Genomic DNA, 23,176 nt, shown 5'->3' on the forward strand with positions numbered 1-23,176 from the left:
GGCAGCCGGTCTAGGTGGCCGGAGCGGCCTTCCCGAGTTCCTCCGGCTCCCCGTCCGGCGAGCCCGGGGCGTCGCCCGACCGGCGCGTCAGCCTGCGCACGTCCGGTACGCACAGTACGGCGGCCGTCAGCAGCGCGATCAGCGCGGAGCAGCCCCACAGCGCGGCGGTCCGCCCGATGAGGTCCTGTACGGGGCCGGCGAGCGCGGTGGCCAGCGGAGTGATCGCCAGCGAGCCGAACCAGTCGTACGACGAGACCCGGGAGAACTTCTCCTCCGGTATCTCCTGGTGCAGCGCCATCATCCACATCACGCCGAACACCTCGACCGCGATGCCGGTGCCGAACATCACCAGGACCAGGGCGGTGACCGGCACCGGTACGGCGAGCGCGGCCGAGGGCAGGGCGAGCGGGAAGACGCACAGGACGCCGGTGAGCAGGATGCGGCGGGGTCTGACGCGCATCATGAGCAGCGCGCCGCCGACCGTGCCGGCCCCGAACGCGGCCAGCGCGAGGCCCCACGGCCGGGGGCCGCCCAGGTGTTCCTCGGCGACCATCGGCCCGTACACCGCCTCGGCCGCCACCACGACGGCGTTGACGACCGCGAACTGTCCGACCACGGCCCACAGCCAGGGCCGGGACACCACCTCGCGCCAGCCGTCGCGCAGGTCCTTCAGGAGTCCGGCCGCCGGTGCGCGCTCGGGGATGTGGCCGACGTCCAGGAAGGCGCGCAGGGCGCCCGCGACGGCGAAGGCCGCGGCGTCGATGGCCAGGACCCAGCCGGGGCCGACGGCGGCGACCAGTGCGCCGCCGAGCGCGGCGCCGCCGATGTTCGCGCCGTTCATGCTCATACGGAAGAAGGCGAAGGCCCGGCCGGAGTGCTCGCCGGAGACGCTGGAGAGGACCATCCCCTCGGAGGCCGGGGCGAAGAACGCCTGTCCGGTGCCGCCTAGGGCGGCCAGCACCGCCATCTGCCACAGCCGCGCCTCCCCGCTCAGGACGAGGAGCGCGAAGGCGCCCTGCGAGACGCAGTTGAGCGCGTTCGCGGCGACCATCACGCGGTGGCGCGGCAGCCGGTCGGCGACCGCGCCGCCGATCAGGAGGAAGACGACGAGCGGGATCGTACGGGCGGTGGCGACCAGGCCGACGTCGGTGGCCGAGCCGCCCGTGCCGAGCACCGCGAACGCCGCCGCGATCAGCGACCCGGCGCTGCCGAGGTTGGCGACGACGGCGGCGGTGGTCAGCAGGGTGTAGTTGCGGCCGGCCCAGTCCGGGCGGCGGCGGGGGCGGCGGGTGCCGTCGCGGTCGTCCGCGCGGTCGGTGGTCAGCACGGCCGCACCCGGGTGCGCCATGGGACCGCGTGCCGCGCGGGATACGGGTTCTGCTCGCCTCCGGGCGGCTGCTGACCTGGCCACATGGGCCACCACGATAAGCGTCCCGGCCGCCGGGCCGGAAAGCCGGGCGGGGCTTCCCCGGCAAGCTACTCGTAGGTAACATGCCGCCATGTCCTCCGAGACCAAGCCGTCGATCGGCGAAATGATGGCGGCCACCGTGCCGATGGCCCGTACGCTCAACCTCGAATTCACCGAGACCACCGCGGAGCGGGCCGTGGTCCGGCTGCCCGACCAGGCGGATTACCACAACCATGTCGGCGGACCGCACGCCGGCGCGATGTTCACGCTCGCCGAGTCGGCCAGCGGCGCGATCGTGCTCGCGGCCTTCGGCGACCAGCTCTCGCGGGCGGTGCCGCTCGCCGTACGGGCCGAGATCGGCTACAAGAAGCTCGCCATGGGCCCGGTCACCGCCACCGCCGAACTCGGCCGGCCGGCCGCCGAGATCGTGGCCGGGCTGGACGCGGGGGAGCGGCCGGAGTTCCCGGTGAACGTCGCCATCACCAGGGAGGACGGCGCGGTCACCGGCGAGATGACCATCGTGTGGACGCTGCGTCCGAACAACCCCGCCGCGTAGGACGGCCCGCTCCGGGGTGTCCGCGGCGCCCCGGCGCGCGGGGCGCCCGGCGCCCCCACGGGGGACCGCGGGGAAATTTCCCCAGGTCCCAGGCAACTCCACGCCACCGGGCCGCGTCTCGTACGGAGAGCTCGTACCGAGAACGCGTACGAGGTCTCGTACGGAGAAACGGCCCGGTCACCGGCCCCCGGCTCCCGTGTCCGGCCGGCCCCTCGCGCACCCGCGGCGGGCCGGGGCCGTGACGGCGGGCAGCGGGGCGGCCCGAGGAGATCGAGTAGGCTTCCCGGGCGCGCGCGACGGCGTGCGCGCACGGGGGACTTGCGATCTTCGAAGGCGTCGCCGGACGCCGGGCAGCGGCCCACGGGGGCCCGACACCTAGTGGAGGAAGCGGCGTTGCAGATGGAATGGCTGGAGACGGTACCGGCCGTGGGCGTGTACCTCCTGGTGGGGCTGGTCATCGGCCTGGAGAGCCTCGGCATTCCGCTGCCCGGCGAGATCGTCCTCGTCAGCGCGGCGATCCTCGCCGCGACGCAGGACCACATCAATCCGGTCGTGCTGGGGGCCTGCGCGTCCGCGGGCGCGATCATCGGGGACTCCATCGGCTACCTGATCGGCCGCAAGGGCGGCCGGCCGCTGATCAGCTGGGCCGGGCGGAAGTTCCCCAAGCACTTCGGGCCCGATCACGTGGCGATGGCCGAGGAGAAGTTCGACAAGTGGGGCATGTGGGCGGTCTTCTTCGGCCGCTTCATCGCCCTGCTGCGGATCTTCGCCGGTCCGCTCGCGGGCGTGCTGAACATGCCGTACTGGAAGTTCCTCATCGCGAACGTGCTCGGCGGCATCGTCTGGGCCGGCGGCACGACCGCGCTGATCTACAGCGTCGGCATGGTCGCCGAGCCCTGGCTGAAGAAGTTCTCGGGGCTGGGGCTGGTGGCCGCGGTGCTGTTCGGCATCGGTTCGTTCGTCGTGATGAAGCGGCGGGCCGCGAAGGCGGCGGCCCAGCGCGAGGTGTCCCAGGCCAAGCCGGTCGACGCGATGGCGGAGTGACGACGGACGGACGTTCCGTCAGGTGAAGTGATGCCCGCAGCGGGGCCCCGGGAGGGGGCCGCTGCGGGCTTTGCCTTGTACGGCAGGGGCGGAGGCTGCGGCGAGGGCCCGGCCGGTGCCGGAACCGGCGGTGGTGGCGCCGGCCGTCGCGACGGCCGCCGGGCCGGACGCCGGGGCGCCCGCCGGTTCCGGCGCGGCCAGGGCGATGGCCAGCAGGGCCCGGCTGTACGCGGGCCCCGGCCCGTACCAGGCGTCCTGGTACGGGTGCTCGGCCGCCCGCCGCAGGTACGCGGCGGCGGTGCGGGGGTCCGCGCGGCGGAGCGCGAGTACGCCGCGGGCGTGCGCGACGCGGGCCAGGGTGTCCGCGTCGGCGTGCCGGGCGGCCGCCCGCGCGGCCCGGTCGAGCAGCGACCCGGCGGCGCGACGGGCGTGGTCCTGCGCGGCGAGCCAGCCCGCCAGCCACAGGGCGCGGGCCCGTACGGCGGTGTCGTCCCCGGAGCGTCGAAGCAGCCGGTCGAGGTGCGCGCGCCCTTCCCGCCGCCGGCCGCACACGGCCCACCGGAACCACAGCGAGACGGCGATGTCGAGTGCGGTGAGGGCGTCGTCCGCGCCCTGCGAGGGGCGGGTCAGTGCCGCTTGCAGGTGGTGCCGCTCGGTCTCCACCAGGCGTACGGCCGTCCGCCGGTCGGGCCCCTGCCAGGCGATCTGCGCCTCGGCGGCGAGCGCCGCGCAGGCCATCCGGAAGGCACGCAGTGTCGCGGCCTCCTCGCCCGCCGCCCGGAGGCGTGCCAGGCCGATCGCGCGGGCCGTGGCGGGCAGGCGGTAGCGGGGCGGGGAGGGCGGCCGGGCGGGTGCGGTGGTGGCCGGGGGCTGCCGTAGGCGGTCGAGCACCATGGCCCGGCTCAGGCGTTCGAGCGCGGCCTCGACCTGCTGCGCAGAAACGTCACTGCTCCCGGCGACGCACCCCGCCAGCCAGCCGTCGAAGTCCCCCGGCAGAACGGACAGCCGCGCCCACACCAGGCGGTCGGTGGGGGAGTGGGGGCCGGGGGCGGCGACCGGTGCGGGCACCGGCCGGGGTGGTCCGAGGGGGCTGCTGGTTGGGGGGACGGCGGTGCCAAGCGTCGCCGCCGCGGATGAATCAGGCACATCGGGCGGGTTGTGTGCTTCGTGTGCTGCACGCGGTACGTGTGGTTCCACCGGTCCGCCGGCCGCCGCGGGAAGCGGCCTCACCGCCACGACGTGTTCCGCACCGAGCCCCAGCGGCTGCCGCGACGTGGCCACGATGCGCAGCCCGGCCCGCGCCGAAGACCCCGCACCCGTATCCGCACCCGCATCCGTACCCGCGCCCGTATCCGCCCCGGCCTCCCGCCGACCCCCCGCCCGCAGCAGCTGCCGCACCAGCCACGCGCACGCGCCGGTCATCGGATCGCAGTCGTCCAGCAGGACGGTCAGCCCACGCCGGGCGCAGTGGGCGGCCAGCGCCTCCGGCGGCGTGTCGTACGGCAGGCCCGCTGCCCGGTTGAGGGCCGCGGCCACGCCCGACGCGTCCACGTCCTCGCGGCAGCCGACCCGGACGAAGCCGCCGTCGAGGCCGCCGCCGTTCCGTGCGGCCTCCTCCAGGACGGTGCGGGCGAGTGTGCTCTTCCCCACGTTCGCGGGACCGGTCACGGTCACCAGCGGCGTGCGGGCGAGCAGCCCGCGCAGCGCGCTGTGCTCCGCCGCGCGCCCCGCGATCCCGGGCGGCGGCGGGCCCTCGGCCCCTGCGCTCATCGATCACCCCGTCCGCGGCACCACCTCGTGCCGCGCCGTCATCGGTCGAAAAAACACGATGCCCGGAGCCGAGGGCGCGAATCAACCTCATCCCGGCATACCGATCGAGGGAACCTGGACCCGCCTGTTCGACATCCATATGCCTGGAAGCGCACGACGGCGTGCGCGGCCGTGACCCCGTCGTGTGACGGGCGGCCGGACCGGTGGCCTGGGGGACCCCGTAACCGGCCGACCAGTTGATCTTATTCTGGTGTCTTTCGCCCGACGCGGTGGAGGTGGCGCGCGCTGCCCCCGCCCGGCATTGAGTCTGCAAGGAGTTCGTCCCGATGAAGCGCCTGCGTAGCGGTACCGCGGCGGTCGCCGCGGTGAGTCTGATGGCGGTGGGGCTCATGGCCGGCTGCGGTAAGCAGGACCAGGACGAGGTCGACGCGTCCCATGTGCCGCAGCTGCGCTCGCAGGCGCGCGAGGCGAGCAGCGGGAGCGCCAAGGTCGTCCAGCCCACCGGGCCGCGCTCCACCTTTGTGACGCAGCGCACCACGGGCGACGACGGCACCAAGATAGTCAAGACGCGCTGGCACGGTAAGAAGTCCGGTTTCACCGGCGACATATGGTCCTGGGTGCCGCCGCAGTACAACCAGCCCCAGTACGCCAAGAGCGGCTTCCCGGTCCTGATAGCCCTGCCCGGCTCGTACGGCTACCCGAACAACTACTGGATCGGCGGCGACTTCAAGCTGGAGGAGAAGATCGCCGAGTGGTCGCAGTCCGGCAAGACGCTGCCGTTCATCCTGGTGATGCCGGTCCTGAACCCGAAGAAGAAGTACTACGACGGCAGTGACATCCCCGGCCAGCCGAAGATGGGCACCTGGCTGACGGAGGACGTGCCGGCCTTCGCGCGCGCCAACTACCGCACGTACGACAGCCGCGACGGGTGGGCGTTCATGGGCTCCTCGTCGGGCGGGTTCGCGGGCCTGAAGGCCGTGCTGAAGAACCCGCGGAAGTTCAAGGCGGTCATCGCGAACGGGCCCGACACCGTGCCGGACTCGCCGATGTGGAACGGGCACCCCGCGGAGAAGCGCGCCAACGACCCGCGCCTGCTGGCCGAGCAGCTCAAGGCCAAGGGCGGTCCCGAGGTCTACCTCGCCTTCGAGCTGGGCTCGAACGAGCAGGCGGTGCCGTACGTGAAGAAGTTCATCCAGGAGCACACCGGCGGCCCGATCCACCACACGCTGTTCGAGATCCCCGACGGGCGGCACAGCGGTCACACGTACATCCAGCGGATGCCGGAGTCGCTGCACTGGATCAGCGAGCAGATGCTCGGGCCGGTGCCGATGGAGACCCGGCCGAAGTCCTGACCCACGGCCCGGCCCCACGCCCCGGCCCCTCGGCCCACGTCTCCCGGCCCGTGCCGCTCCCGGCCCGCGACCTGCGCGGTCCCGCCATCGGCGCCCGGCGGCCCGTCGCCTACTGTGCCACCAGGCGCGAACCCGAAACGGTCCGGCAACGAGGAGTACGGCTATGGAGCAGCGAGCACTGGTCGCGGGTGTGGGCGGCAAGGAACCGGCGGTCGATCCCGAGGCCTTCACGGCGCCGACCTCGGTCGTGGTCGGTGAGGTCACGCTGGCGCCGGGTGCGAGCGTCTGGTACCACGCGGTCCTGCGCGCCGACTGCGGCCCGATCGTGCTGGGCGCGGACAGCAACGTCCAGGACAACTGCACCGTGCACGTCGACCCGGGCTTCCCCGTGACGGTCGGCGAGCGGGTGTCGGTGGGCCACAACGCCGTCCTGCACGGCTGCACGGTCGAGGACGACGTCCTGATCGGCATGGGCGCCACCGTACTGAACGGCGCGCACATCGGCGCCGGGTCGCTGGTCGCGGCGCAGGCGCTCGTACCGCAGGGGATGCGGGTGCCGCCGGGTTCGCTGGTCGCCGGGGTGCCCGCCAAGGTCAGGCGGGAGCTGACCGAGGAGGAGCGCGACGGCATCCGGCTCAACGCCACGATGTACGTCGAACTGTCGAAGAGCCATCGCGCGGCGGCGGAGGACCTTTAGGTTCTGTCGGCTCTCCCAAGCCTCCCGGTGGCCGGGTGCGGGGCGGCATCCGATCATCGGGGCATGGTCCCGTCCGCCGCGCTGCCCTCGCTCCGGCCCATGCTGGCCACCCCCGGCCCGCTGCCCGCCGCCGGAGAAGAGGACGAGTGGGCGTTCGAGGTGAAGTGGGACGGGGCGCGGTGCCTGGCCGAGGCGCCGGGCGACGGGACGCTGCGGCTGGTCACCAGGGCGGGCAACGACGCGACGGCGACGTACCCCGAGCTGGCGCCGCTCGGTGAACGGCTGCGGGGCCGACCCGCCGTCCTCGACGGCGAGGTGGTGGTCCTGGACGCCGCGGGACGGCCGGACTTCGGGCTGCTCCAGCGCCGGATGGGCGTCACGGGCCGGCGCCGCGCGGCCACTCTGGCGGGGGAGTACCCCGTCCACCTCGTCCTGTTCGACGTGCTCCACCTCGACGGGCAGGCGCCGGCGGCACTCCCGTACGTGGAACGCCGTACCGTCCTGGCCGGGCTGGGGCTCGACGACGGCCCGCACTGGTCCGTGCCCGCGTATGTGGCGGGGCACGCGCGGGCGACCTGGGAGGCGACTCTGGACGCCGGTTTCGAAGGGGTCGTCGCCAAACGGCTCACCTCTCGGTACGTCTCCGGTGTCCGGTCGTCCGAGTGGCGCAAGACCAAGCACCTGGTGACTCTCGACGTGGTCATCGGCGGCTGGACGGAGGGCCGCGGCGGTCTGTCCGGGCTGCCCGGCGCCGTACTGGCGGGCCTCGACGAGCCGGGCGGACTGCGCTACGTCGGGTCCGTCGGATCGGGGCTCTCCGGCCGCGAACGCCGGGAACTCGCCGGGTACTTGGAGGTCGTACGGCGGGACACGCCGCCCTTCGTGAACCCGGTGGACGTGCCGGGCGCCCACTGGGCCGAACCGCGGCTCGTCGCCGAGATCACCTTCTCGGGCTGGACCTCCGCCGACCGCCTCCGGCAGCCGACCTGGCACCGGCTGCGGCCCGATCTCACCCGGCTGGACTGAGCGGGCGGGCGAGGACCGTTACGACAGGGGGATTGCGGCTGCATATCCGGCCCCGTCCCGCAAGTCGCCGAACAGCGCTTCGCGGGCGTGTCGTCGGCGGCCGGGGAGCGAGCGCACCGCGCTGACCTGCCCGTACCCCGTCCCTCGGGAGCCGGAGGGGGCGGCCGCAAAAACGGCGGGCCGCACGACCGGTGGAGTGGTCGCGCTCACCCGGTGGTTTGCCCGCACGCCGCGGGGTGACCCGAGAGACGACGTGAAGCTCCAGCCAGCGTGTAAGACCGGCAAGGAAGGGAGCGGCCATGCCCTTGCTCGCCGCCCTCTGGCCTCTGGCGATGCTCGGACTCGTGATTGCCCTGGGCCGGTACGAAGACGCCCTGCTCCGCCCCCGCCGACCTCAACAGCCGCCGCAGGCCGAGCCGCAGGCCGCGGTCGCCCGCGGACGCCAGTACCGCAGGCCGGGCCCGTACGGCCGGGCCGCCTCCATCGATCGTTACCGGCACTCCTCGTCCCTGACCCGGCTGCCCGCCCACCCGCTGGTCTTCAAGGCCGGCGCGCCCCAGCGGCTTCCTCGGCGCCACGGGCACCGGCCTTCCTCCTGACCTGGCGGGTGGCCGGGAGCAGCGGCGCCGGCGGCTGTGGTCTCAACCGGCCCGGCGCCTGCCTTCCGGCGGCCGCTTGCGGAAGGGTGGAGGACGGGTAACTCGCTGCCCCGTACCGTAAACACCTCTTTCGGGTGACGGCCGGAACGAGCGCCCCGTGCGCCGTCACACAGCGGCGAGGGCGTCCTCCAGCGAGCTGTGCACCGGGATGGCGCGGTGCACTCCGGTGAGCTGGAACGCCTTGCGGACCATGGGGCGGTCCGCGGCCACGCTCAGCGTCATGCCGCGTTCCCGCGCGGTCCGCTGGCAGCGCAGCAGGGTCTGCAGCCCGGCCACGGTGATGATGGGGGCGCGCAGGTCGATGACGACGCCGCTGGCCTCGGGGGCACGCAGCAGGCCCTGGAGGCCGGCGGCGACCTGGCCGGTGTTGGCGATGTCGATGATCTCGGGGACTTCGATGACGAGCTGGTCGGCGATGCGGTAGTTTGACAGGTTCATGATGACTCCGGCGCGGGGCGCGGACGCCCGGCGTGACATGGGTGTGGGTGGCGGGGCGGGGCGGGGCCGGGCCGGCCCTCAGTCGGCCGGCGCCAGGGGGCGCGGCACGCGGGGCGAGGGTCTGTTGACGGGTGTGGTGGCGGTCCCGTCGTTCTCGTGCCGCGGCACGGGGCTCGGCCACCAGTCCCGGCCGCCCTGCTCCAGATGGCGCAGCAGCACCCCTTCGCGCAGCGCCCACGGGCAGAGGGTGACCCGGTCGATCCCCATGCTCTTCATCGCCTGGTGGGCGACGACGGCCCCGGCCGGCGCCTGGCGGCAGCGGGCGGCCGAAATGCCCGGCAGGGCCGCCCGCTCGGCGGCGGTCAGCTCCGACAGCCGCCGTACCGCCGCCTTGAGATCCGTACGGGCCAGATGGCGGGCGACGAACGGGCCGTCGCGGCCGGGTGCGGCCCCGCACAACCGCGCCAGCTGCTGGAACATGCGGGAGGTGGCCACCACGGTGTGCGGTTCCTCCCAGCGCACCCGGGCCGCCACGTCCTTGAGCGTGGCGCGCACATACTCGCGCAGTTCCCGCAGCGCCGCACGCGTGGGCCGGTCCTTGCCCGGCAGGAACTCCCGGGTCAGCCGCCCCGCTCCCAGGGGGAGGGAGAGGGCGAAGTCCGGCACGGCGCCGCGGCCGAACGCGACTTCCAGCGACCCGCCGCCGATGTCCAGCAGCGCCATCGGGCCGGCCCGCAGCCCGGTCCAGCGCCGGGCCGCGAGGAACGTCAGCTCCGCCTCCACCTCGCCGGGCAGCACCGCCAGCCGCATCCCGCTGCCGGTCCGGACCGTCTCCAGCACCTCGTCGCGGTTGGCGGCGTCCCGGACCACCGCCGTGGCGTACGCGAACAGCCGGTCGCAGCGCCATCGGCCCGCCTGTTCACGGGCCCGCGCCACCGCCGCGGCGAGTCGCCGCGCCCCTTCCGGGGACACCGTGCCGTCCGTGGCCACGTGCTCGGCCAGGTGGACGGGGTCCTTCAGGGAGTGGGCCGGCAGCGGCACGCCGCCGGCCACTTCGCTGATGAGCAGGTGTACGGAGTTCGATCCCGCGTCCAGGACGGCTAAGCGCATGTCTGTGCGGGTACCCCTTCCGGCCCGGTTTAGCGCTTGAGTCCCAACCTGATTAGGTGCCCGCCAAAGGGGGTGGACATTCCGTACGCCGGAGGGAGATGTTCCGCGCGGCATGCCGTCTCCGGTGCCGCCGTGGCCCGTACGGTGCTCCGGCGCGCGGCCCGTGTGCTGCTCCGGCGCGTGCCACCGGACCCGCGCCCCGATGCACGCCCGTACTCCCGCCGGGAGCTTGTACGTCCGGTTCCGGGATACCCGGGGTGGCATACCGCCCGTCGACCGACGGCCGACGGTGCGGCCCGCCGAAGGGAGACCCCGCCATGTCCTCGCCCGACCGGGAAGAACTGCTGGTCGCCGCCCTGCTCGAACTCGCCGACCCGGCCGGCGGGCAGGACGTGTCCGGCCCCATGAAGAGGCTGGCCCAGTACTGCGTACGGCTTCCGGGGGTGCAGGCGGGCGGTGTGCTGATCGGGCGGGACCGGGAACAGCCCGCGCTGGCGGTGGGCTGGGGAGACACCGCGGCACGCCTGGAGCGGGTCCAGGCCGACCTCGACGAGGGACCCTGCCGGGACGCCTGGCGTACGGGGGAGAGCCTGACCGACGTACCGCTGCGCCACCCGTACTGCCGGGCCCGCTGGCCGCACTTCACCGCCCAGGCGCTGGACGAGGGCTTCAGCGCCACCACGGCCCTGCCGGTGCGCTACCGGGGCCGGCAGCTGGGCGCCCTCAACCTCTTCCACCAGCACCGGGGGCTGGCCCGGCGGGAGATCTCGCTGGGGCAGGCGCTGGCCGACGCCGTGGCCATCGGGCTGGCGTACCGCAAGGACCTGCACGGCCTCCGGGACCGGGCCGGACAGCTCCAGGCCGCCCTGGACAGCAGGGTCGTCATCGAGCAGGCCAAGGGGATGCTCGCCGAGCGCCTGAGGCTTACCCCCGACGAGGCGTTCACCCTGATGCGCGGCTACGCCCGCGCCCACCAGCGCAAGCTGACCGAGGTCGCCCGGTGGATCATCACCGGTCCTGCCGACTCCGGCCCGTTCGCCCGGCCCGTACCGGGGTGATCGGCAAACCGGTGCCGGCCGATCGGCATACCGGCGCCGGGAGCCGGTTACGCGACCGGTGAGCCCTTCGGCCGGCCCTTTCGCTCTCGGCTTCGGGCTGTTTCGCGGAGGGGCCGCCGGGCACTCCGTAACGCATGGCACGGGAGGGTTCGGACGTGCGGGGCGGGGATGCAAGAAGCCAGTGAGTCCTGGAGGCAGAAAAGCAATGGATCACGGTACGAACAAGACCGGCCCGGCCCGGGACGACATGATGAAGAAACACCTTCAGGGGGAACTGAAGGCCGACCGCGCGCTGCGCGCGGCGGAGGAACACGAGCCGGAACCGTCGGGAGAGGACCAGCCCCGGGTGGACCGGACCGCCGGTACTCCCGCTCCGGGCAGTGCTCCGGGCGGAATGACGCCGCAGGCCGCGGAAATACGTACCGAAATGGCCCAGCACCTCAACCGCAAGATGTACCCGGCCGACCGTGGCACCATCATCGACACGCTCCGGCACAACCACGCCCCGGACCGGCTGGTCGAACTGGCCCAGCGCCTGCCGGACAACGAGCGGTACGAGAACGCACAGCGCATCGTGGAGTCACTGGGGCTCGGCAGGTAGCGGCACCGCGCCCGCTGAGCCACTGACCGACTGTCACCGATGCCGCCGGAATTCCGCCCCGGCGGGCGGCCGTGCCGACGACGGCCCCGCCGTGGGCACAGATCCGGCACCGCGCTGGAAAGAGAGCTGTCATGTCCGATGAAGCGAGGGGCGACGAGGTCTATCAGCCGGCCGCGTCCGACAATCAGGGATCGTCCGACGAGCCGGATATGGAAGACGCGCTCGACGAACCGGACTACGACGACATGCTGGACCAGGGCTATTCACCCCCCGAGAAGCCGCTGGCCGTGAACCGGACGGGCACCACCGCGAGCGAGCAGCGGGACGGCGAGAGCCTCGACGAACGGCTCGCCAGGGAGGAGCCGGATGTCCGGCCGCCGGACGGCGACGGCATCGGCGACCAGCAGGACGCCGACGGCGAACCGGTGGACGGCCAGGTGGGTGACGAGCGCGCCGGGCGGATGACCGGCACCGACGAGGGCGACGCGCTGCGCCTGCGCAACGACGAGATCGGCCGCGATGTCGGAATCGACGGCGGGGCGGCGTCGGCGGAGGAGGCCGCGGTGCACATCGTCGACGATCCCGACCTGTCACGCTGAACCGGCCGCGCCCGCCTGCCGGCACGGCCTGGCCCGCGGGCGCCGCGGCCGTGCCGGGCCCGCCGGGCGCCGCTGCTGGCCGCCGGCGGGTGGAACCACAGCTCAGGAGGCCTTCGCAGAGCTCCGGCCGCCGCTGCCGGACAGCGCTTCGACGAGGTCGTCACGCGTCATCGAGGACCGGCCGGAGACGCCGGCCTCGGTGGCGCGTCCGTAGAGTTCGGCCTTGCTGAGCCGGGCGAGGTCGTCGGCCCGGTCGCCGGCCCGGGAGGGCTTCCGGCTCCGGCCGCCGCCTTTCCCGGAACGGCGTTCCCGGGTTTACAGTTCCCGCTCCGCGACCCTCGTCCGGCCGGGCAGGTCGCCGATCTCGTCGTGCGGATCGCGGATCTCGTCCGCCCAGTGCAGCGTGTGCAGGGCCAGGACGTCGCCCTCCGCCCGCACGGCGACCAGACAGGCGCGGTTGCGCAGCACGAAGGTGGCGACGCCGGCTCTGTTGGACTCCTTCAGGGCCTTGTGCAGCAGGGCGTAGACCTTGCCGTGGTCCTTTCGCGTACATCCGTACCGGCAGGCTGACCAGCCCGAAGGACAGCGCCCCGCTCCACATGGCTCGTGCCATGACCCGCACCACCTCCGCGACCATCGCACGCCGGATACCGGCCCGCCGCATCCCGGGGCCGGGCGGCTCGTCACCGCCCGGCCGCGCTCACCGCTTCGCCGCGTACCGGCGCCGGGCCCAGACGGGCAGCGCGAACCAGCACAGCAGGAACCACGCGACCAGCCCGGAGACGATCCACGGGACGGCACTGTCGTGCAGCGCGACGCGCAGGATGAGCAGGAACGCCGAGATGATCGTGGCCAGCAGGAGGATGATGCCGACGATGGTCAGCCGGGAGGCCCAGATGACCGTCTGCGGTTTCAGGTGCCGCCCGGTGACGAAGCGGTGGAAGGCGACCGGGCCGATGAGGGCTCCGTTGGCCGCCGCGCCCAGGCACAGGGTCACCACGTAGATGGCCTTCTCGGACGGTGCGAGGCCGGGGAAGCGGGGCGTGAAGACGACGGTGAGCAGGAAGCCGAAGAGGATCTGTACGCCGGTCTGGGCGACCCGTACCTCTTGCAACAGCTCGTTCCACCGCCGGTCGGCCCGTTCTTCCTCCGACTCCCGGCGGCCGTTGTGAGCCTGCCGGGCAGGTTCCATGGCGCAACGATAGGCGCGCCGCGGGCGTCTGTCCCGTCGGCGCGGGCCGTCCGGACCTGACCCGCCGTTGGGGTGAAGATCACAGGGGGTGGCGGGGGCGGCGGCGCACCGGCCTGAGTACGGTGAGCGGGTGCCGAAAAAGCAGAACGTGTTCTCATCCGTGGCGGCGTGGCGCCGCCGGGCGGTGTCCCGCGCGGTGCACCGCGGAGCGCGCTGGGTACGGGAGGCGGGCGCCGTCACCGCCGAGCGCCCGGGTCCGTACCGCTTCCGCCGGCTCGGGGCCGGCACCCGGCTGGCCTTCCCCCAGGGCACCGTCTTCGGCGACCCGTGGATCGAGATCGGCGCGTACTGCATCATCGCCCAGGACGTGACCCTGACCGCCGGCATGATGCCCGACCTCGACCTCGGCGCCGACCCGATCCTCACCCTCGGCAACGGTGTCGTCCTGGGCCGCGGCAGCCATGTGATCGCCGACGTCCGGCTGACCATCGGCGACGACTGCTTCTTCGGCCCCGGCGTGTACGTCACCACCACCAACCACAGCTACGACGACCCCGAACTGCCGGTAGGCAAGCAGTGGCCGCGCAGCGAACCGGTCGCGATCGGACCGGGCAGCTGGATAGGGACCGGGGCGGTGATACTGCCGGGCGCCCGGCTGGGCCGCAACGTGGTGGTCGCGGCCGGCGCGGTCGTCCGGGGCGAGTTCCCCGACCACTCGGTGGTGGCGGGGGCGCCCGCCAAGGTCGTCCGCTCCTGGGACCCGCAGACGGGGTGGCAGCCGCCGTTGCGCACCCCGGCGCCGGTGCCGGTGCCCGAGGGCGTGACGTCCAGGGAACTCATGGCTCTGGCCGCGCTGGAGAGAGGGGCGGGCGGCGCGCTTCCGGTGGAGCCGGAGCCACGGGCCGCGGAAGCTCCCTGAAGGACGGGGGCCTGAGGGCGAGTTCCCTCGCGCCCGCGTGCGCCCCTCCTCACTCGAACGTGGTGGAGCCTTCCCGGAAAGCCGCCGCGCCGCCGAACTCGCGCACCGCGTCGTCCACGATGGCTTCCAGCCGTGCGTGGTGTGCCCCGTGCCAGTACACGCGCTCGCAGGCGGTGCACTGCGCGAAGACGTCGTACGTACGCCGCGTACCGCCCTCCAGCCGCTCTTCCACCGTGCCCTTCTCGGCCTCCTTGAGCAGGCCGTTGCAGGCGGTGCACCGGGTCCACGGCGCGAGCCGGGGCGCGAACCGGCCGAGGACGTCGCGCAATTGCTCGTCGGGGCGATCGCTGTAGACGTACGCCCCCGCCCAGTTCTCCCGCCGTCGCAGCAGGCCGCGGTCCCGGGACAGCAGCACCCGCCGCTCGGCCGCCGACAGCGCGGCCAGGGCCGGGTCGCCGATGTCCTCGCTCTCGTAGGCGGCGTCCACGCCCAGCAGCCGCAGCCGCCGCGCGAGGGTCCCCAGATGCACATCGAGCAGGAACCGCAGCGGGGCGCCCGGCACCTCCTGCGGCCGTGCGACCGCGCACACCTCGACCGACTCGCCGTCCCGCGGCACATGCGACACCGGCGCCTCCCGCCCGTCCACGAGCAGGCGGCCCGCCTCGGTGAGCGGGACCCCGAGCGATTCCACGACATGTCCGAGGGTGGAGGTCCCGTCGGTGCGCACGGCCGACCGGCCCCGGCGCCGGTCGGCGGAGACGAAGAGCCGCAGCTCGGGGGCGACGCTGAAGTGGATCTCGGGTCGGTTCACGCCGACAGGATGCCACCGCGCCGCAACCGGGCGCGTACCGGGTCGTCGCCACCGTGGCAGGCGGCCGATGGCTGCCTGCGCCCTCTCGCCACACGGCCGTTCCTGTGGTGTCCTCGACGGGCGGGGTCGCGCTGGACGAGAGGACGGCGGTGCGGGCGAGGAAGCGTACGAGCAGACGTACGGTGTCGGCAGGGGCCGCGTTCCTCTGCGTCCTGCTGGCCGGCGTGGCGAGCGGCTGCCGGCAGAGCGGCGTGGCCGACGGGCATTCGCCCTTCACGGGGAAGGCCGCGCGGGCCGCCCCGGTGCTCGCCGTGAAGATCGACAACGTCCGGCCCGCGCGTCCGCAGACAGGCCTGGACAGCGCCGACATCGTCTACGTGGAACGGGTCGAATCGGGACTGTCGCGCCTGCTGGCCGTCTACTCCTCCCGCCTGCCGTCGACCGTCGGCCCGGTGCGCAGCGCCCGCGAATCCGATCTGGAACTGCTGCGCCAGTTCGGCACCCCCGCCTTCGCCTACTCCGGTACGCAGGCGAAGCTGGAGCCCGTCGTCGAGGCGGCTCCGCTGTACCCGCTGCCGGCGGGAAAGGCCGGCGGGGCCTACTTCCGCAACCAGGACCGCGCGGCACCGCACAACCTCTACCTCCGCCCCGAGCGCGCCCTGAAGGCAGCCCAAGGCGCGAGCAACGCCCGCGACATCGGCTTCCGCTTCGGCGCCGCACCGCCGGGCGGACGCAACACGCCCTCGTACACGGCCCGTTACCCGGCTGCCCGCTTCTCCTTCGACTGGTCGGCGGAGCGCCGGGGCTGGCTGGTGTCCATGGACGGCGCTCCGGTCCGGGCCGCCTCCGGGCAGCGCCTCGCCGTGCCCACCGTCGTCGTCCAGGGCGTACGCATCCGCTCCTCGCGCTATCACGACCGCTGGGGCGCCTACTCCCCGTACACCGAGACCACGGGCTCGGGGGCGGCACGGGTACTGCGCGACGGCAAGGCCTACGACGCCCACTGGTCGCGGTCGACCCCCGACGGCGGCACGGACTTCACCACCTCCTCGGGCGCGCCGCTCAACTTCGCGCCCGGTCAGGTGTGGGTGGTGTTCGTACCGGAGAAGGCGGTGTCCGGCCGGGCGGGATAGCGCGCGGCCGCAGCCCGGACGGGGCGGCGCGGGCCCCCTTCACACCTCGACCAGCAGGCTGCGCAGCCCCCGGATCACGAAGTTCGGCTTGCGCTCCGGGACGGCGGCCAGCCGCAGGGACGGGGCCCTGCGCAGCAACGCCGCCAGCGAGGCGGTCAGTTCGATGCGGGCCAGCGGAGCGCCGATGCAGTAGTGGATGCCGGCGCTGAAGGAGATGTGCGGGTTGTCCTTGCGGGCGAGGTCGAGCTGCCCGGGGCGGCCGAAAGCCGCCGGGTCGTGGTTGGCCGAGCCGAAGAGCAACGCCACCTCGCTGCCGCGCGGTACGACCGTGCCGTCGATCTCGATGTCGTCCAGTACCCAGCGTTCGAAGAGCTGGAGCGGTGTGTCGTAGCGCAGCAGCTCCTCCACGGCCGTGGGCAGCAGCGCGGCCGGGTCGGCGCGCAGGGCCGCCAGCTGAGCCGGGTGCCGGAAGAGCGCGTACCAGCCGTTGACCGTGGCGTTGACCGTCGCCTCGTGCCCCGCGTTCAGCAGCAGCACACAGGTGGAGATCAGCTCCTGCTCGCTGAGCGACTCGCCCTCGTCGTGCGCGGCGATGAGACCCGAGATCAGATCGTCTCCCGGCGCGGCCCGCCGAGCGGCGATCAACTCCCGCAGGTAGCCGGAGAACTCCAGCGAGGCGGCGACCGCCCGCCGCGCCGTACCGGACGGCGGATTCAGCTCGTACATCCCGCAGATCGCCGCCGACCAGGGGCGCAGCAGGTGCCGGTCGCCCTCCGGGATGCCGAGCATCTCGGCGATCACCGAGACCGGCAGCGGCTCGGCGACCCGCGCCGCGAGGTCCCCGCCGCCGTCCGCCACCAGGTCCCGGACCAGCCGGTCCGCCAGGTCCTCGACGTACGGCCGCAGCCGCTCGACCGTACGGGCCGTGAACGCCTTCGAGACCAGGCGGCGGATGCGGGTGTGGGCGGGTGCCTCCAGATCGAGCATCCCGTTGTCGTTGAGGACGTGGAACGGCTCGTGCTCCGGCGGCGGGGCGGCGCGGCCGAACTCCTCGTGGGTGAAACGGTGCCGGTAGGTACGGCCCAGCCGGCGGTCGCGGAGCAGGGCCGAGACGTCCGCGTGGTGCGGGACGAGCCACTGGTCCGAGGGCTCGAAGCGGTGCACACGGCCGCGGGCGCGCAGCTCGGCATAGGCGGGGTACGGGTCGGCGACGAAATCCGGCGACCAGGGATCGAAGACTGCCTGGACTCCATCCATGCCCGGACGCTAGCCGCCGGCACCCGGGCGTGACCACCCCGGTGCCGTACCGACCGGGCCGCCGGAGGAAGGCTCAGGGGCGGCGGACGAGTTCCCGAAGTCGGCTCGGCTGGCTGCCCCAGTTACGGGTGCGGGCCGGAATGCGGCGCCGGTGGCCGAAGTCGTGCAGGCGCTCCACGAAGTGCAGGCCGGCCGAGTCCATGAAGGTGACCTCGGCGATGTCCAGGGTCACGCTGTGCGTGACGGGCGGCAGGCCGTCCAGGGCCTGGTCGAGAAGGCGTACGGAAGCGCAGTCGATCTCTCCTCTGGGGCTGAGCACGGCACGGTCGCCGTGCAGATGGGTGCGGACCGTCAAGATGTTTGCGAAGTCCGGGCCAGACAGTTCTGTCTCAGGGGCCATGCCCTTACCGTGTCAGGGTCGGACGAGCCTGTCCACAATCACCACCACGTTTGTCAGGGAGACACGATGGCTCCAGGAGACGCGTCGGCCGCGGAAACCACGCTGCCGGCGGCCCGTCCGCCCGCCCAGGCGCGCGAACGCATCCTGGAGACGGCCTACGAGCTGTTCTCCCGACGCGGAATCCGCGCGGTCGGCGTCGACGAGGTGATCGCCCGCTCCCAGGTGGCCAAGGCCACGCTCTACCGCAACTTCCCGTCCAAGGACGCCCTGGTGCTGGCGTTCCTCCAGCGCCGTGAGCAGCGCTGGACCCTGGGTTACGTCGAGGCCGGCGCGCGGCTGCGGGGCGCGGACCCGGAGGAGCGGCTCCTCGCCATCTTCGACGTGTTCGACGAGTGGTTCCGCCGCCCCGACTTCGACGCCTGCGCCTTCGTCAACGTGCTGCTGGAGATGGGCCCGGACCATCCGCTGGGGCAGGCGAGCATCGGCTACCTGGAGAACATCCGCGCCATCGTGCGGTCCCTGGCCGAGGAGGCCGGGCTCACGGACACCGACGGCTTCGCCCGCTCCTGGCACATCCTGATGAAGGGCTCGATCATCTCGGCGGCCGAGGGCGACACCGAGGCCGCCCGCCGGGCGCAGGACATGGGCCGTACGCTCATCGAACGGCACCGCTGAGGCCGCCGGGCCGCCGGGCCGGACAGCCGGGGTGGGCTGGTGCTCCGGGCGGGGCCGGGGCCGCCGTCACCGCAGTACAGTGTGCTGAACGCCGCAGTACACCACGCCGTAGTCCCGTGCCCGGAAACCGCCCGCGTGGGGCTGCGCCCCGACCCCTTGGACGGACCGGACCGTGACCGATCTCGACCAGCTCACCCAGTCGCTGGCCCGCAACCTCAAACACTGGCGGGCCGAGCGCGGCTACACCCTCGACGCGCTGGCCGCCCGCGCCGGAGTCAGCCGCGGCATGATCATCCAGATCGAGCAGGCCCGGACCAATCCGAGCGTGGGCACCACCGTCAAGATCGCCGACGCGCTGGGCGTCAGCATCACCACCCTGCTCGACTACGAGCAGGGGCCCGACGTGCGGATCGTGGCACCGGGCGACGCGGTACGGATGTGGTCCACCGAGGCCGGCAGCTACACCTCCCTCCTGGTGGGCGGGGAGGCGCCGGGCCCCTTCGAACTGTGGCAGTGGCGGCTGATGCCCGGCGAGCAGAGCACCTCCGACCCGCATCCGGCCGGCACGGTGGAACTCCTGCACGTCTCGGAGGGGCGGCTGACGCTCCTGGTGGACGGCGCGGAGCACACGGTGCCCGCGGGCGGCTCGGCGACGTTCGAGGCCAAGACGGCACACGGCTACCGCAACGACGGCGACCGGCCGCTGGTGATGACCATGGCGGTACTGATCCCGCTCACCGGCTGAGACGGCCCGGCGTACGGACCGGCCGGACTGTTAGCTTGGGCGGCATGCCCGTGCCCATGGACGCCTTCGACGAGGTCCACCCGGCCACCGACTGCCTGGACCTGCTGCCCGCGCCGGTCGCCGCCGCGCTCCGCGACTGGCGGGGGACCGTGCCCGTCGAGGAGTTCCGCTACGTGGACACCGACCCGGCGATCGCGGACACCGCCGTCCTGGTCGAGCACCACGGCGCCTGGCTCCTGGAACAGTCGGCGAACTGCGTCGTCGTGGCGGGCAAGCGCGGCGGCGCGGTCACCCTCGCCGCCTGTGTCGTCCTCTCGCACACCAGGGCCGATGTCAACGGAGTGGTACGGCGCCAACTCGGCGCCCGAAAGGCGTCGTTCGCGCCCATGGACACCGCCGTCAGCGAGACCGGCATGGCGTACGGCGGCATCACGCCCATCGGGCTGCCCGACAGCTGGCCGCTGTTCGTGGACGCCGCCGTGGCGGACACCCCGTACGCCCTGATCGGCAGCGGCAGCCGACGCGGCAAGCTCATCGTGCCGGGCAAGGCGCTGGCCGAACTGCCGGGGGCGACGGTCCTGGACGGGCTGGGGACCGTACCGGGGGAATAGGCGGAGCGGGCCGGGGAGCCGCGCGGCGGTACGGGGCTTTCGGCCGCGGGACGCGGTGGGCGCATGCCCCGCCGAGCGTGCGGGACCCCTCGTCGCACTGTCCGGAAACAGCCGCCATAAGCGCCGTACGCCCCGCTTGCCCGGCGTGCGTCCGGGCGTGCCGACCGATGTCCGGGCAGGTGGGGAGCCTGTCCGGAGACATCCGGACGCGTCCGGGCGATGTCCGGCCACCGTCCGGAGGCGCGCGGAGTTGGCGGAATCTCCTATAGCCGTACGGCGGTACGTCCACCGATCATTCGCGCCATGGACACCAGGGGGAGCACGGGCCCGTCCGAGGCCCGTGACGTGACGGAGTTCCTCGCCATGCTGCGGGAACTCAAGGAACGCCGGAACCTGACCTACCGGCAGCTCGAACAGCGCGCCGCCGAGCGGGGCGAGGTACTCGCGCGCAGCACCCTCGCGGACGTGCTGAGCGGCAGACGCCTGCCCCGCCCCGAAGTCCTGGCCGTCTTCGTACGCGCCTGCGGCGAGGGCGACGAGCAGGTTGCGGTCTGGCTCGACGCCCGTGAGAACGTCGCGGCGAGGGGCCGCACCGGGCCGGGATCGGCGACGGAACCGCCGACCGTGGAACGCCCCCGGCGCCTGCCGCTCCCGGCCGGCGCGCGCCGGGCCCCCGTACTGATCGCGGCAACGGTCGCGCTCGCCCTCGCCCTCGCAGGGACCACGGTCTGGCTGTTGACCACCGGCGGATCACCCGGGCAATCTCCGGCCGGAGCGTCCGCCGCGCCCTCCGAAAACGGCGGACAGCACGCCCGGCAGGCCGGCCGCGGCAACGGGGCGGCCGGAACGAAATCCGGCGCGGCGGCCGATGTCCGCTCCCGGAAGGCCGCGGTCCCCGCAGGCTGGATACGCATCCGCCCGACGGCGGCGCCCACGCTGTGCGTGACCGACGGACTCGTCCAGGACAAGCGCTACGAGTCGCTGGTCGCCGTACAGCGGCCGTGCGGGGACGTCCCGCCGCAGCGCACCGAACTGGAACCGGTGGGCACGGACACGTACCGCATCGCCTGGTTCCACCCCGACCACGGCAAGGGCTGTCTGAAAGCCCTGTCGGGCGGAGCGGCGGACGGGCTGCTGGAGCCGTGGGAGGCGTGTGCCCGGGCCGGCAGTTTCCGCGTCGATCCCGCGCCCGAGGCCGAGCCGTCCGGCACCTCAGGGAAGACCGCCGTTGGGGCGGTCGGCCGCTACGTCTTCCGGACCGACGACGGACACTGCCTGGGCGTCAGGGACTCCCGTACGACCGCAGGTGCCGAGGTGACACTGCAACGGTGCACGGGAGGCGACGGCCAGGCATTCCTGATCGACCCCGCCCCCTGACCTGTCCCTGGACCATCCTCACCCTTCGGCGCCGCTCCGCCCCCGCCACGAACGCAGGTCCAGGGACAGCGGTGTGGAGTGCTCGGCGAACCCGAGGCTGCGGTAGAGCCGTTCGGCGTCGGGTGTCGCGTGCAGGTCGACGCGCGACACCCCGCGCTCCGCGAAATGCTTCAGCAGCGCCTCGGTCGTGGCCCTCGCACAGCCGCGCCCCTGATACTCCGGGTCCGTACAGACGCTGAAGACGAACCCGAACAGTCCCGAAGGGTGCCCCGGAGCCGGCAACCGCTCCTCGACGCGCCCCACCGCACAAGCCGCCAGCCCCGCCCCGCCTGCGGCCTCCACGACGAATCCGACGAGCCACGGCGCATCCCCGGAAAGCTGCCGCCGCGCACTCTCGACGGCGGTCCGCTCCCATTCCCCGGGCTCGTCCCGCCCGTTCATGAAGCGGAACATCAACCGGCGCAGCCGTACCAGCTCTTCGGCGTCCCCGGGGCCCGCCGCACGTGTCGCGATCATGACCGGACGCTAACCCAGCCGCGGTATCTCGATCGCCGGGCAGCGGTCCATCACCATGTCCAGCCCCGCGGCCCGTACCTTGCGGTACGCCTCCTCGTCGACTACGCCGAGCTGGAACCAGACCGCCTTGGCACCGACACCGACCGCCTCGTCGGCGACGCCGGCCGCGAGCCCGCTGTTGACGAAGACGTCCACCACATCGACCGGGAACGGAATCGCGGCGAGGGACGGATAGCCCTGCTCACCGTGGACCTCCTCGGCCTTCGGGTGGACCGGGACGACGCGCTTCCCGAAGCGCTGGAGGACGGCGGCGACGCCGTACGCGGCGCGGTCGCGGTTGGTCGACAGACCCACGACGGCCCAGGTGTCGCCGGATTCGCGCAGAATCCTGCGGATCGTCGCCGGATCGCCGTACACAGCTGCCTCCCGTGGGTGGGACCGGGGTCCGCCGGTCGCGGCCGCACGCCGGCGGCCGTCTGCATCCGCCAACGTGTGCGTGGCGTCGAAGATTCCCGGGGGGCCGGAATCGCTGTGTACGGAGTGCTCGGGCGCTCACGGCGGAGCATAGGGTGGCCTGATGCAGGAGCAGTACCGAACTCTCGCGTGCGAGGGCGTTCACGAGATCGAGATCAACAAGTCCCGTTTCATCTGCGCGCTCGCGCCCGTCGCGACCGAGGCCGAGGCACAGGACTTCATCGCCCGGGTCCGCAAGGAGCACCCGACCGCGCGGCACAACTGCTTCGCCTACGTGCTCGGGGCCGACGGCGGGGTGCAGAAGGCGAGCGACGACGGGGAGCCGGGCGGCACGGCGGGGGTGCCGATGCTCCAGATGCTGGTGCGTCGCGAGGTCAGGTACGTCGTCGCGGTGGTCACCCGTTACTTCGGGGGCATCAAGCTGGGTGCCGGTGGACTGATCCGGGCGTACGGGGGCGTCGTGGGGGAGGCCCTGGACACGCTCGGCACGGTCACCCGGCAGCGCTTCCGCCTGGTCACCGTCGCCGTCGACCACCAGCGCGCGGGACGGGTGGAGAACGACCTGCGGACCACGGGCCGGGATGTGCGCGAGGTGACGTACGGGTCCGACGTGCGCATCGAGGTCGGGCTGCCGGAGTCCGACCTCGACGCCTTCCGCGCGTGGCTGGCCGACGCGACGGCGGGCACGGCGGGCCTGGAGGTGGGCGGGGAGGCGTACGGGTAGGCGTACGGGACCGGGTATCGGTAT

General features: G+C 73.4%; 27 protein-coding genes. 16 read left to right on the plus strand and 11 right to left on the minus strand.

The window, feature by feature from the left end; genetic code table 11:
* Positions 1-10: 10 nt before the first annotated feature.
* Entirely contained in the window at positions 11-1,348 is a 1,338-nt protein-coding gene (locus tag ACFV57_RS00595) for an MFS transporter (RefSeq protein ID WP_385224141.1), read from the minus strand.
* A gap of 151 nt (positions 1,349-1,499) precedes the next feature.
* On the opposite strand from ACFV57_RS00595, the gene ACFV57_RS00600 reads away from it, so the two are divergent.
* Together ACFV57_RS00600 and ACFV57_RS00605 are read left to right on the plus strand one after the other, a co-directional pair.
* Positions 1,500-1,964: a DUF4442 domain-containing protein gene (locus tag ACFV57_RS00600; RefSeq protein WP_385224143.1), complete on the plus strand. Its 465-nt coding sequence runs from the start codon at positions 1,500-1,502 to the stop codon at positions 1,962-1,964.
* 399 nt (positions 1,965-2,363) lie between these two features.
* Positions 2,364-3,008, plus strand: coding sequence for a DedA family protein (locus ACFV57_RS00605; RefSeq protein ID WP_385224620.1), 645 nt, complete (start codon positions 2,364-2,366; stop codon positions 3,006-3,008).
* Between the two features lie 18 nt (positions 3,009-3,026).
* On the opposite strand, the gene ACFV57_RS00610 is transcribed toward ACFV57_RS00605, so the two are convergent.
* Complete coding sequence (locus ACFV57_RS00610) at positions 3,027-4,778, minus strand: LuxR family transcriptional regulator (RefSeq protein ID WP_385224145.1); 1,752 nt, start codon at positions 4,776-4,778, stop codon at positions 3,027-3,029.
* Positions 4,779-5,104: 326 nt separating this feature from the next.
* On the opposite strand from ACFV57_RS00610, the gene ACFV57_RS00615 reads away from it, so the two are divergent.
* The 4 genes from ACFV57_RS00615 to ACFV57_RS00630 all read left to right on the plus strand — a co-directional run bounded on the left by ACFV57_RS00615 (position 5,105) and on the right by ACFV57_RS00630 (position 8,452).
* A complete protein-coding gene (locus tag ACFV57_RS00615; protein ID WP_385224147.1) occupies positions 5,105-6,130 on the plus strand; it encodes an alpha/beta hydrolase in 1,026 nt (341 codons plus the stop codon).
* 163 nt (positions 6,131-6,293) lie between these two features.
* Positions 6,294-6,827: a gamma carbonic anhydrase family protein gene (locus ACFV57_RS00620; RefSeq protein ID WP_385224149.1), complete on the plus strand. Its 534-nt coding sequence runs from the start codon at positions 6,294-6,296 to the stop codon at positions 6,825-6,827.
* Positions 6,828-6,890: 63 nt separating this feature from the next.
* Complete coding sequence (ligD, locus tag ACFV57_RS00625) at positions 6,891-7,853, plus strand: non-homologous end-joining DNA ligase (protein ID WP_385224151.1); 963 nt, start codon at positions 6,891-6,893, stop codon at positions 7,851-7,853.
* A gap of 299 nt (positions 7,854-8,152) precedes the next feature.
* Positions 8,153-8,452: a hypothetical protein gene (locus tag ACFV57_RS00630; protein WP_385224153.1), complete on the plus strand. Its 300-nt coding sequence runs from the start codon at positions 8,153-8,155 to the stop codon at positions 8,450-8,452.
* A 165-nt stretch (positions 8,453-8,617) separates the two neighbouring features.
* Here ACFV57_RS00630 and ACFV57_RS00635 read toward each other — a convergent pair whose 3' ends face one another.
* Together ACFV57_RS00635 and ACFV57_RS00640 are read right to left on the minus strand one after the other, a co-directional pair.
* Positions 8,618-8,950, minus strand: coding sequence for an STAS domain-containing protein (locus ACFV57_RS00635; RefSeq protein ID WP_385224155.1), 333 nt, complete (start codon positions 8,948-8,950; stop codon positions 8,618-8,620).
* A gap of 78 nt (positions 8,951-9,028) precedes the next feature.
* A complete protein-coding gene (locus ACFV57_RS00640; protein WP_385224157.1) occupies positions 9,029-10,060 on the minus strand; it encodes a Ppx/GppA family phosphatase in 1,032 nt (343 codons plus the stop codon).
* A 317-nt stretch (positions 10,061-10,377) separates the two neighbouring features.
* Between ACFV57_RS00640 and ACFV57_RS00645 the strand changes: the two genes are divergently transcribed.
* The 3 genes from ACFV57_RS00645 (at position 10,378) to ACFV57_RS00655 (ending at position 12,318) form a co-directional block, all read left to right on the plus strand.
* A complete protein-coding gene (locus ACFV57_RS00645; protein WP_385224159.1) occupies positions 10,378-11,118 on the plus strand; it encodes an ANTAR domain-containing protein in 741 nt (246 codons plus the stop codon).
* 205 nt (positions 11,119-11,323) lie between these two features.
* The gene (locus ACFV57_RS00650; protein WP_385224161.1) at positions 11,324-11,719 is read left to right on the plus strand and encodes a DUF2795 domain-containing protein; all 396 of its coding nucleotides are present in this window, start codon (positions 11,324-11,326) and stop codon (positions 11,717-11,719) included.
* Between the two features lie 131 nt (positions 11,720-11,850).
* A complete protein-coding gene (locus ACFV57_RS00655; RefSeq protein WP_385224163.1) occupies positions 11,851-12,318 on the plus strand; it encodes a DUF5709 domain-containing protein in 468 nt (155 codons plus the stop codon).
* Positions 12,319-12,633: 315 nt separating this feature from the next.
* On the opposite strand, the gene ACFV57_RS00660 is transcribed toward ACFV57_RS00655, so the two are convergent.
* Positions 12,634-13,119, minus strand: a complete 486-nt coding sequence (locus ACFV57_RS00660) for a Ku protein (protein ID WP_385224165.1) — start codon at positions 13,117-13,119, stop codon at positions 12,634-12,636.
* The gene (locus tag ACFV57_RS00665) at positions 13,019-13,510 is read right to left on the minus strand and encodes a DUF6328 family protein (RefSeq protein WP_385224167.1); all 492 of its coding nucleotides are present in this window, start codon (positions 13,508-13,510) and stop codon (positions 13,019-13,021) included. The genes ACFV57_RS00660 and ACFV57_RS00665 overlap by 101 nt, the downstream gene beginning before the upstream one ends.
* A 130-nt stretch (positions 13,511-13,640) precedes the next feature.
* Between ACFV57_RS00665 and ACFV57_RS00670 the strand changes: the two genes are divergently transcribed.
* Entirely contained in the window at positions 13,641-14,429 is a 789-nt protein-coding gene (locus ACFV57_RS00670) for an acyltransferase (RefSeq protein WP_385224169.1), read from the plus strand.
* Between the two features lie 49 nt (positions 14,430-14,478).
* Here ACFV57_RS00670 and ACFV57_RS00675 read toward each other — a convergent pair whose 3' ends face one another.
* Entirely contained in the window at positions 14,479-15,240 is a 762-nt protein-coding gene (locus ACFV57_RS00675) for a Mut7-C RNAse domain-containing protein (protein ID WP_385224171.1), read from the minus strand.
* Between the two features lie 104 nt (positions 15,241-15,344).
* On the opposite strand from ACFV57_RS00675, the gene ACFV57_RS00680 reads away from it, so the two are divergent.
* On the plus strand, positions 15,345-16,373 hold the full coding sequence (locus ACFV57_RS00680; protein ID WP_385224173.1) for a DUF3048 domain-containing protein: 1,029 nt from the start codon (positions 15,345-15,347) through the stop codon (positions 16,371-16,373).
* Between the two features lie 39 nt (positions 16,374-16,412).
* Here ACFV57_RS00680 and ACFV57_RS00685 read toward each other — a convergent pair whose 3' ends face one another.
* Entirely contained in the window at positions 16,413-17,630 is a 1,218-nt protein-coding gene (locus tag ACFV57_RS00685) for a cytochrome P450 (protein WP_385224175.1), read from the minus strand.
* A gap of 73 nt (positions 17,631-17,703) precedes the next feature.
* Entirely contained in the window at positions 17,704-18,030 is a 327-nt protein-coding gene (locus tag ACFV57_RS00690) for an STAS domain-containing protein (protein WP_385224177.1), read from the minus strand.
* Positions 18,031-18,096: 66 nt separating this feature from the next.
* On the opposite strand from ACFV57_RS00690, the gene ACFV57_RS00695 reads away from it, so the two are divergent.
* The 4 genes from ACFV57_RS00695 to ACFV57_RS00710 all read left to right on the plus strand — a co-directional run bounded on the left by ACFV57_RS00695 (position 18,097) and on the right by ACFV57_RS00710 (position 21,438).
* Positions 18,097-18,705, plus strand: a complete 609-nt coding sequence (locus ACFV57_RS00695; RefSeq protein ID WP_385224179.1) for a TetR/AcrR family transcriptional regulator — start codon at positions 18,097-18,099, stop codon at positions 18,703-18,705.
* A gap of 172 nt (positions 18,706-18,877) precedes the next feature.
* Positions 18,878-19,450, plus strand: a complete 573-nt coding sequence (locus ACFV57_RS00700) for a helix-turn-helix domain-containing protein (protein WP_385224181.1) — start codon at positions 18,878-18,880, stop codon at positions 19,448-19,450.
* 44 nt (positions 19,451-19,494) lie between these two features.
* The gene (locus tag ACFV57_RS00705; protein WP_385224183.1) at positions 19,495-20,061 is read left to right on the plus strand and encodes a YbaK/EbsC family protein; all 567 of its coding nucleotides are present in this window, start codon (positions 19,495-19,497) and stop codon (positions 20,059-20,061) included.
* 303 nt (positions 20,062-20,364) lie between these two features.
* Positions 20,365-21,438 carry a helix-turn-helix domain-containing protein gene (locus ACFV57_RS00710; RefSeq protein ID WP_385224185.1) on the plus strand — a complete coding sequence of 358 codons (1,074 nt, stop codon included), beginning with the start codon at positions 20,365-20,367 and terminating at the stop codon, positions 21,436-21,438.
* 18 nt (positions 21,439-21,456) lie between these two features.
* On the opposite strand, the gene ACFV57_RS00715 is transcribed toward ACFV57_RS00710, so the two are convergent.
* Both ACFV57_RS00715 and ACFV57_RS00720 read right to left on the minus strand, forming a co-directional pair.
* Complete coding sequence (locus tag ACFV57_RS00715) at positions 21,457-21,954, minus strand: GNAT family N-acetyltransferase (protein ID WP_385224187.1); 498 nt, start codon at positions 21,952-21,954, stop codon at positions 21,457-21,459.
* A 9-nt stretch (positions 21,955-21,963) separates the two neighbouring features.
* Positions 21,964-22,371, minus strand: coding sequence for a CoA-binding protein (locus tag ACFV57_RS00720; RefSeq protein ID WP_385224189.1), 408 nt, complete (start codon positions 22,369-22,371; stop codon positions 21,964-21,966).
* A gap of 160 nt (positions 22,372-22,531) precedes the next feature.
* Here ACFV57_RS00720 and ACFV57_RS00725 point away from each other — a divergent pair, with 160 nt between their 5' ends.
* The gene (locus ACFV57_RS00725) at positions 22,532-23,152 is read left to right on the plus strand and encodes a YigZ family protein (protein WP_385224191.1); all 621 of its coding nucleotides are present in this window, start codon (positions 22,532-22,534) and stop codon (positions 23,150-23,152) included.
* The last annotated feature ends 24 nt before the right edge of the window (positions 23,153-23,176 follow it).

The sequence above is a fragment of the Streptomyces sp. NPDC059788 genome (genome assembly GCF_042732265.1).
Taxonomy (GTDB): Bacteria; Actinomycetota; Actinomycetes; order Streptomycetales; family Streptomycetaceae; genus Streptomyces.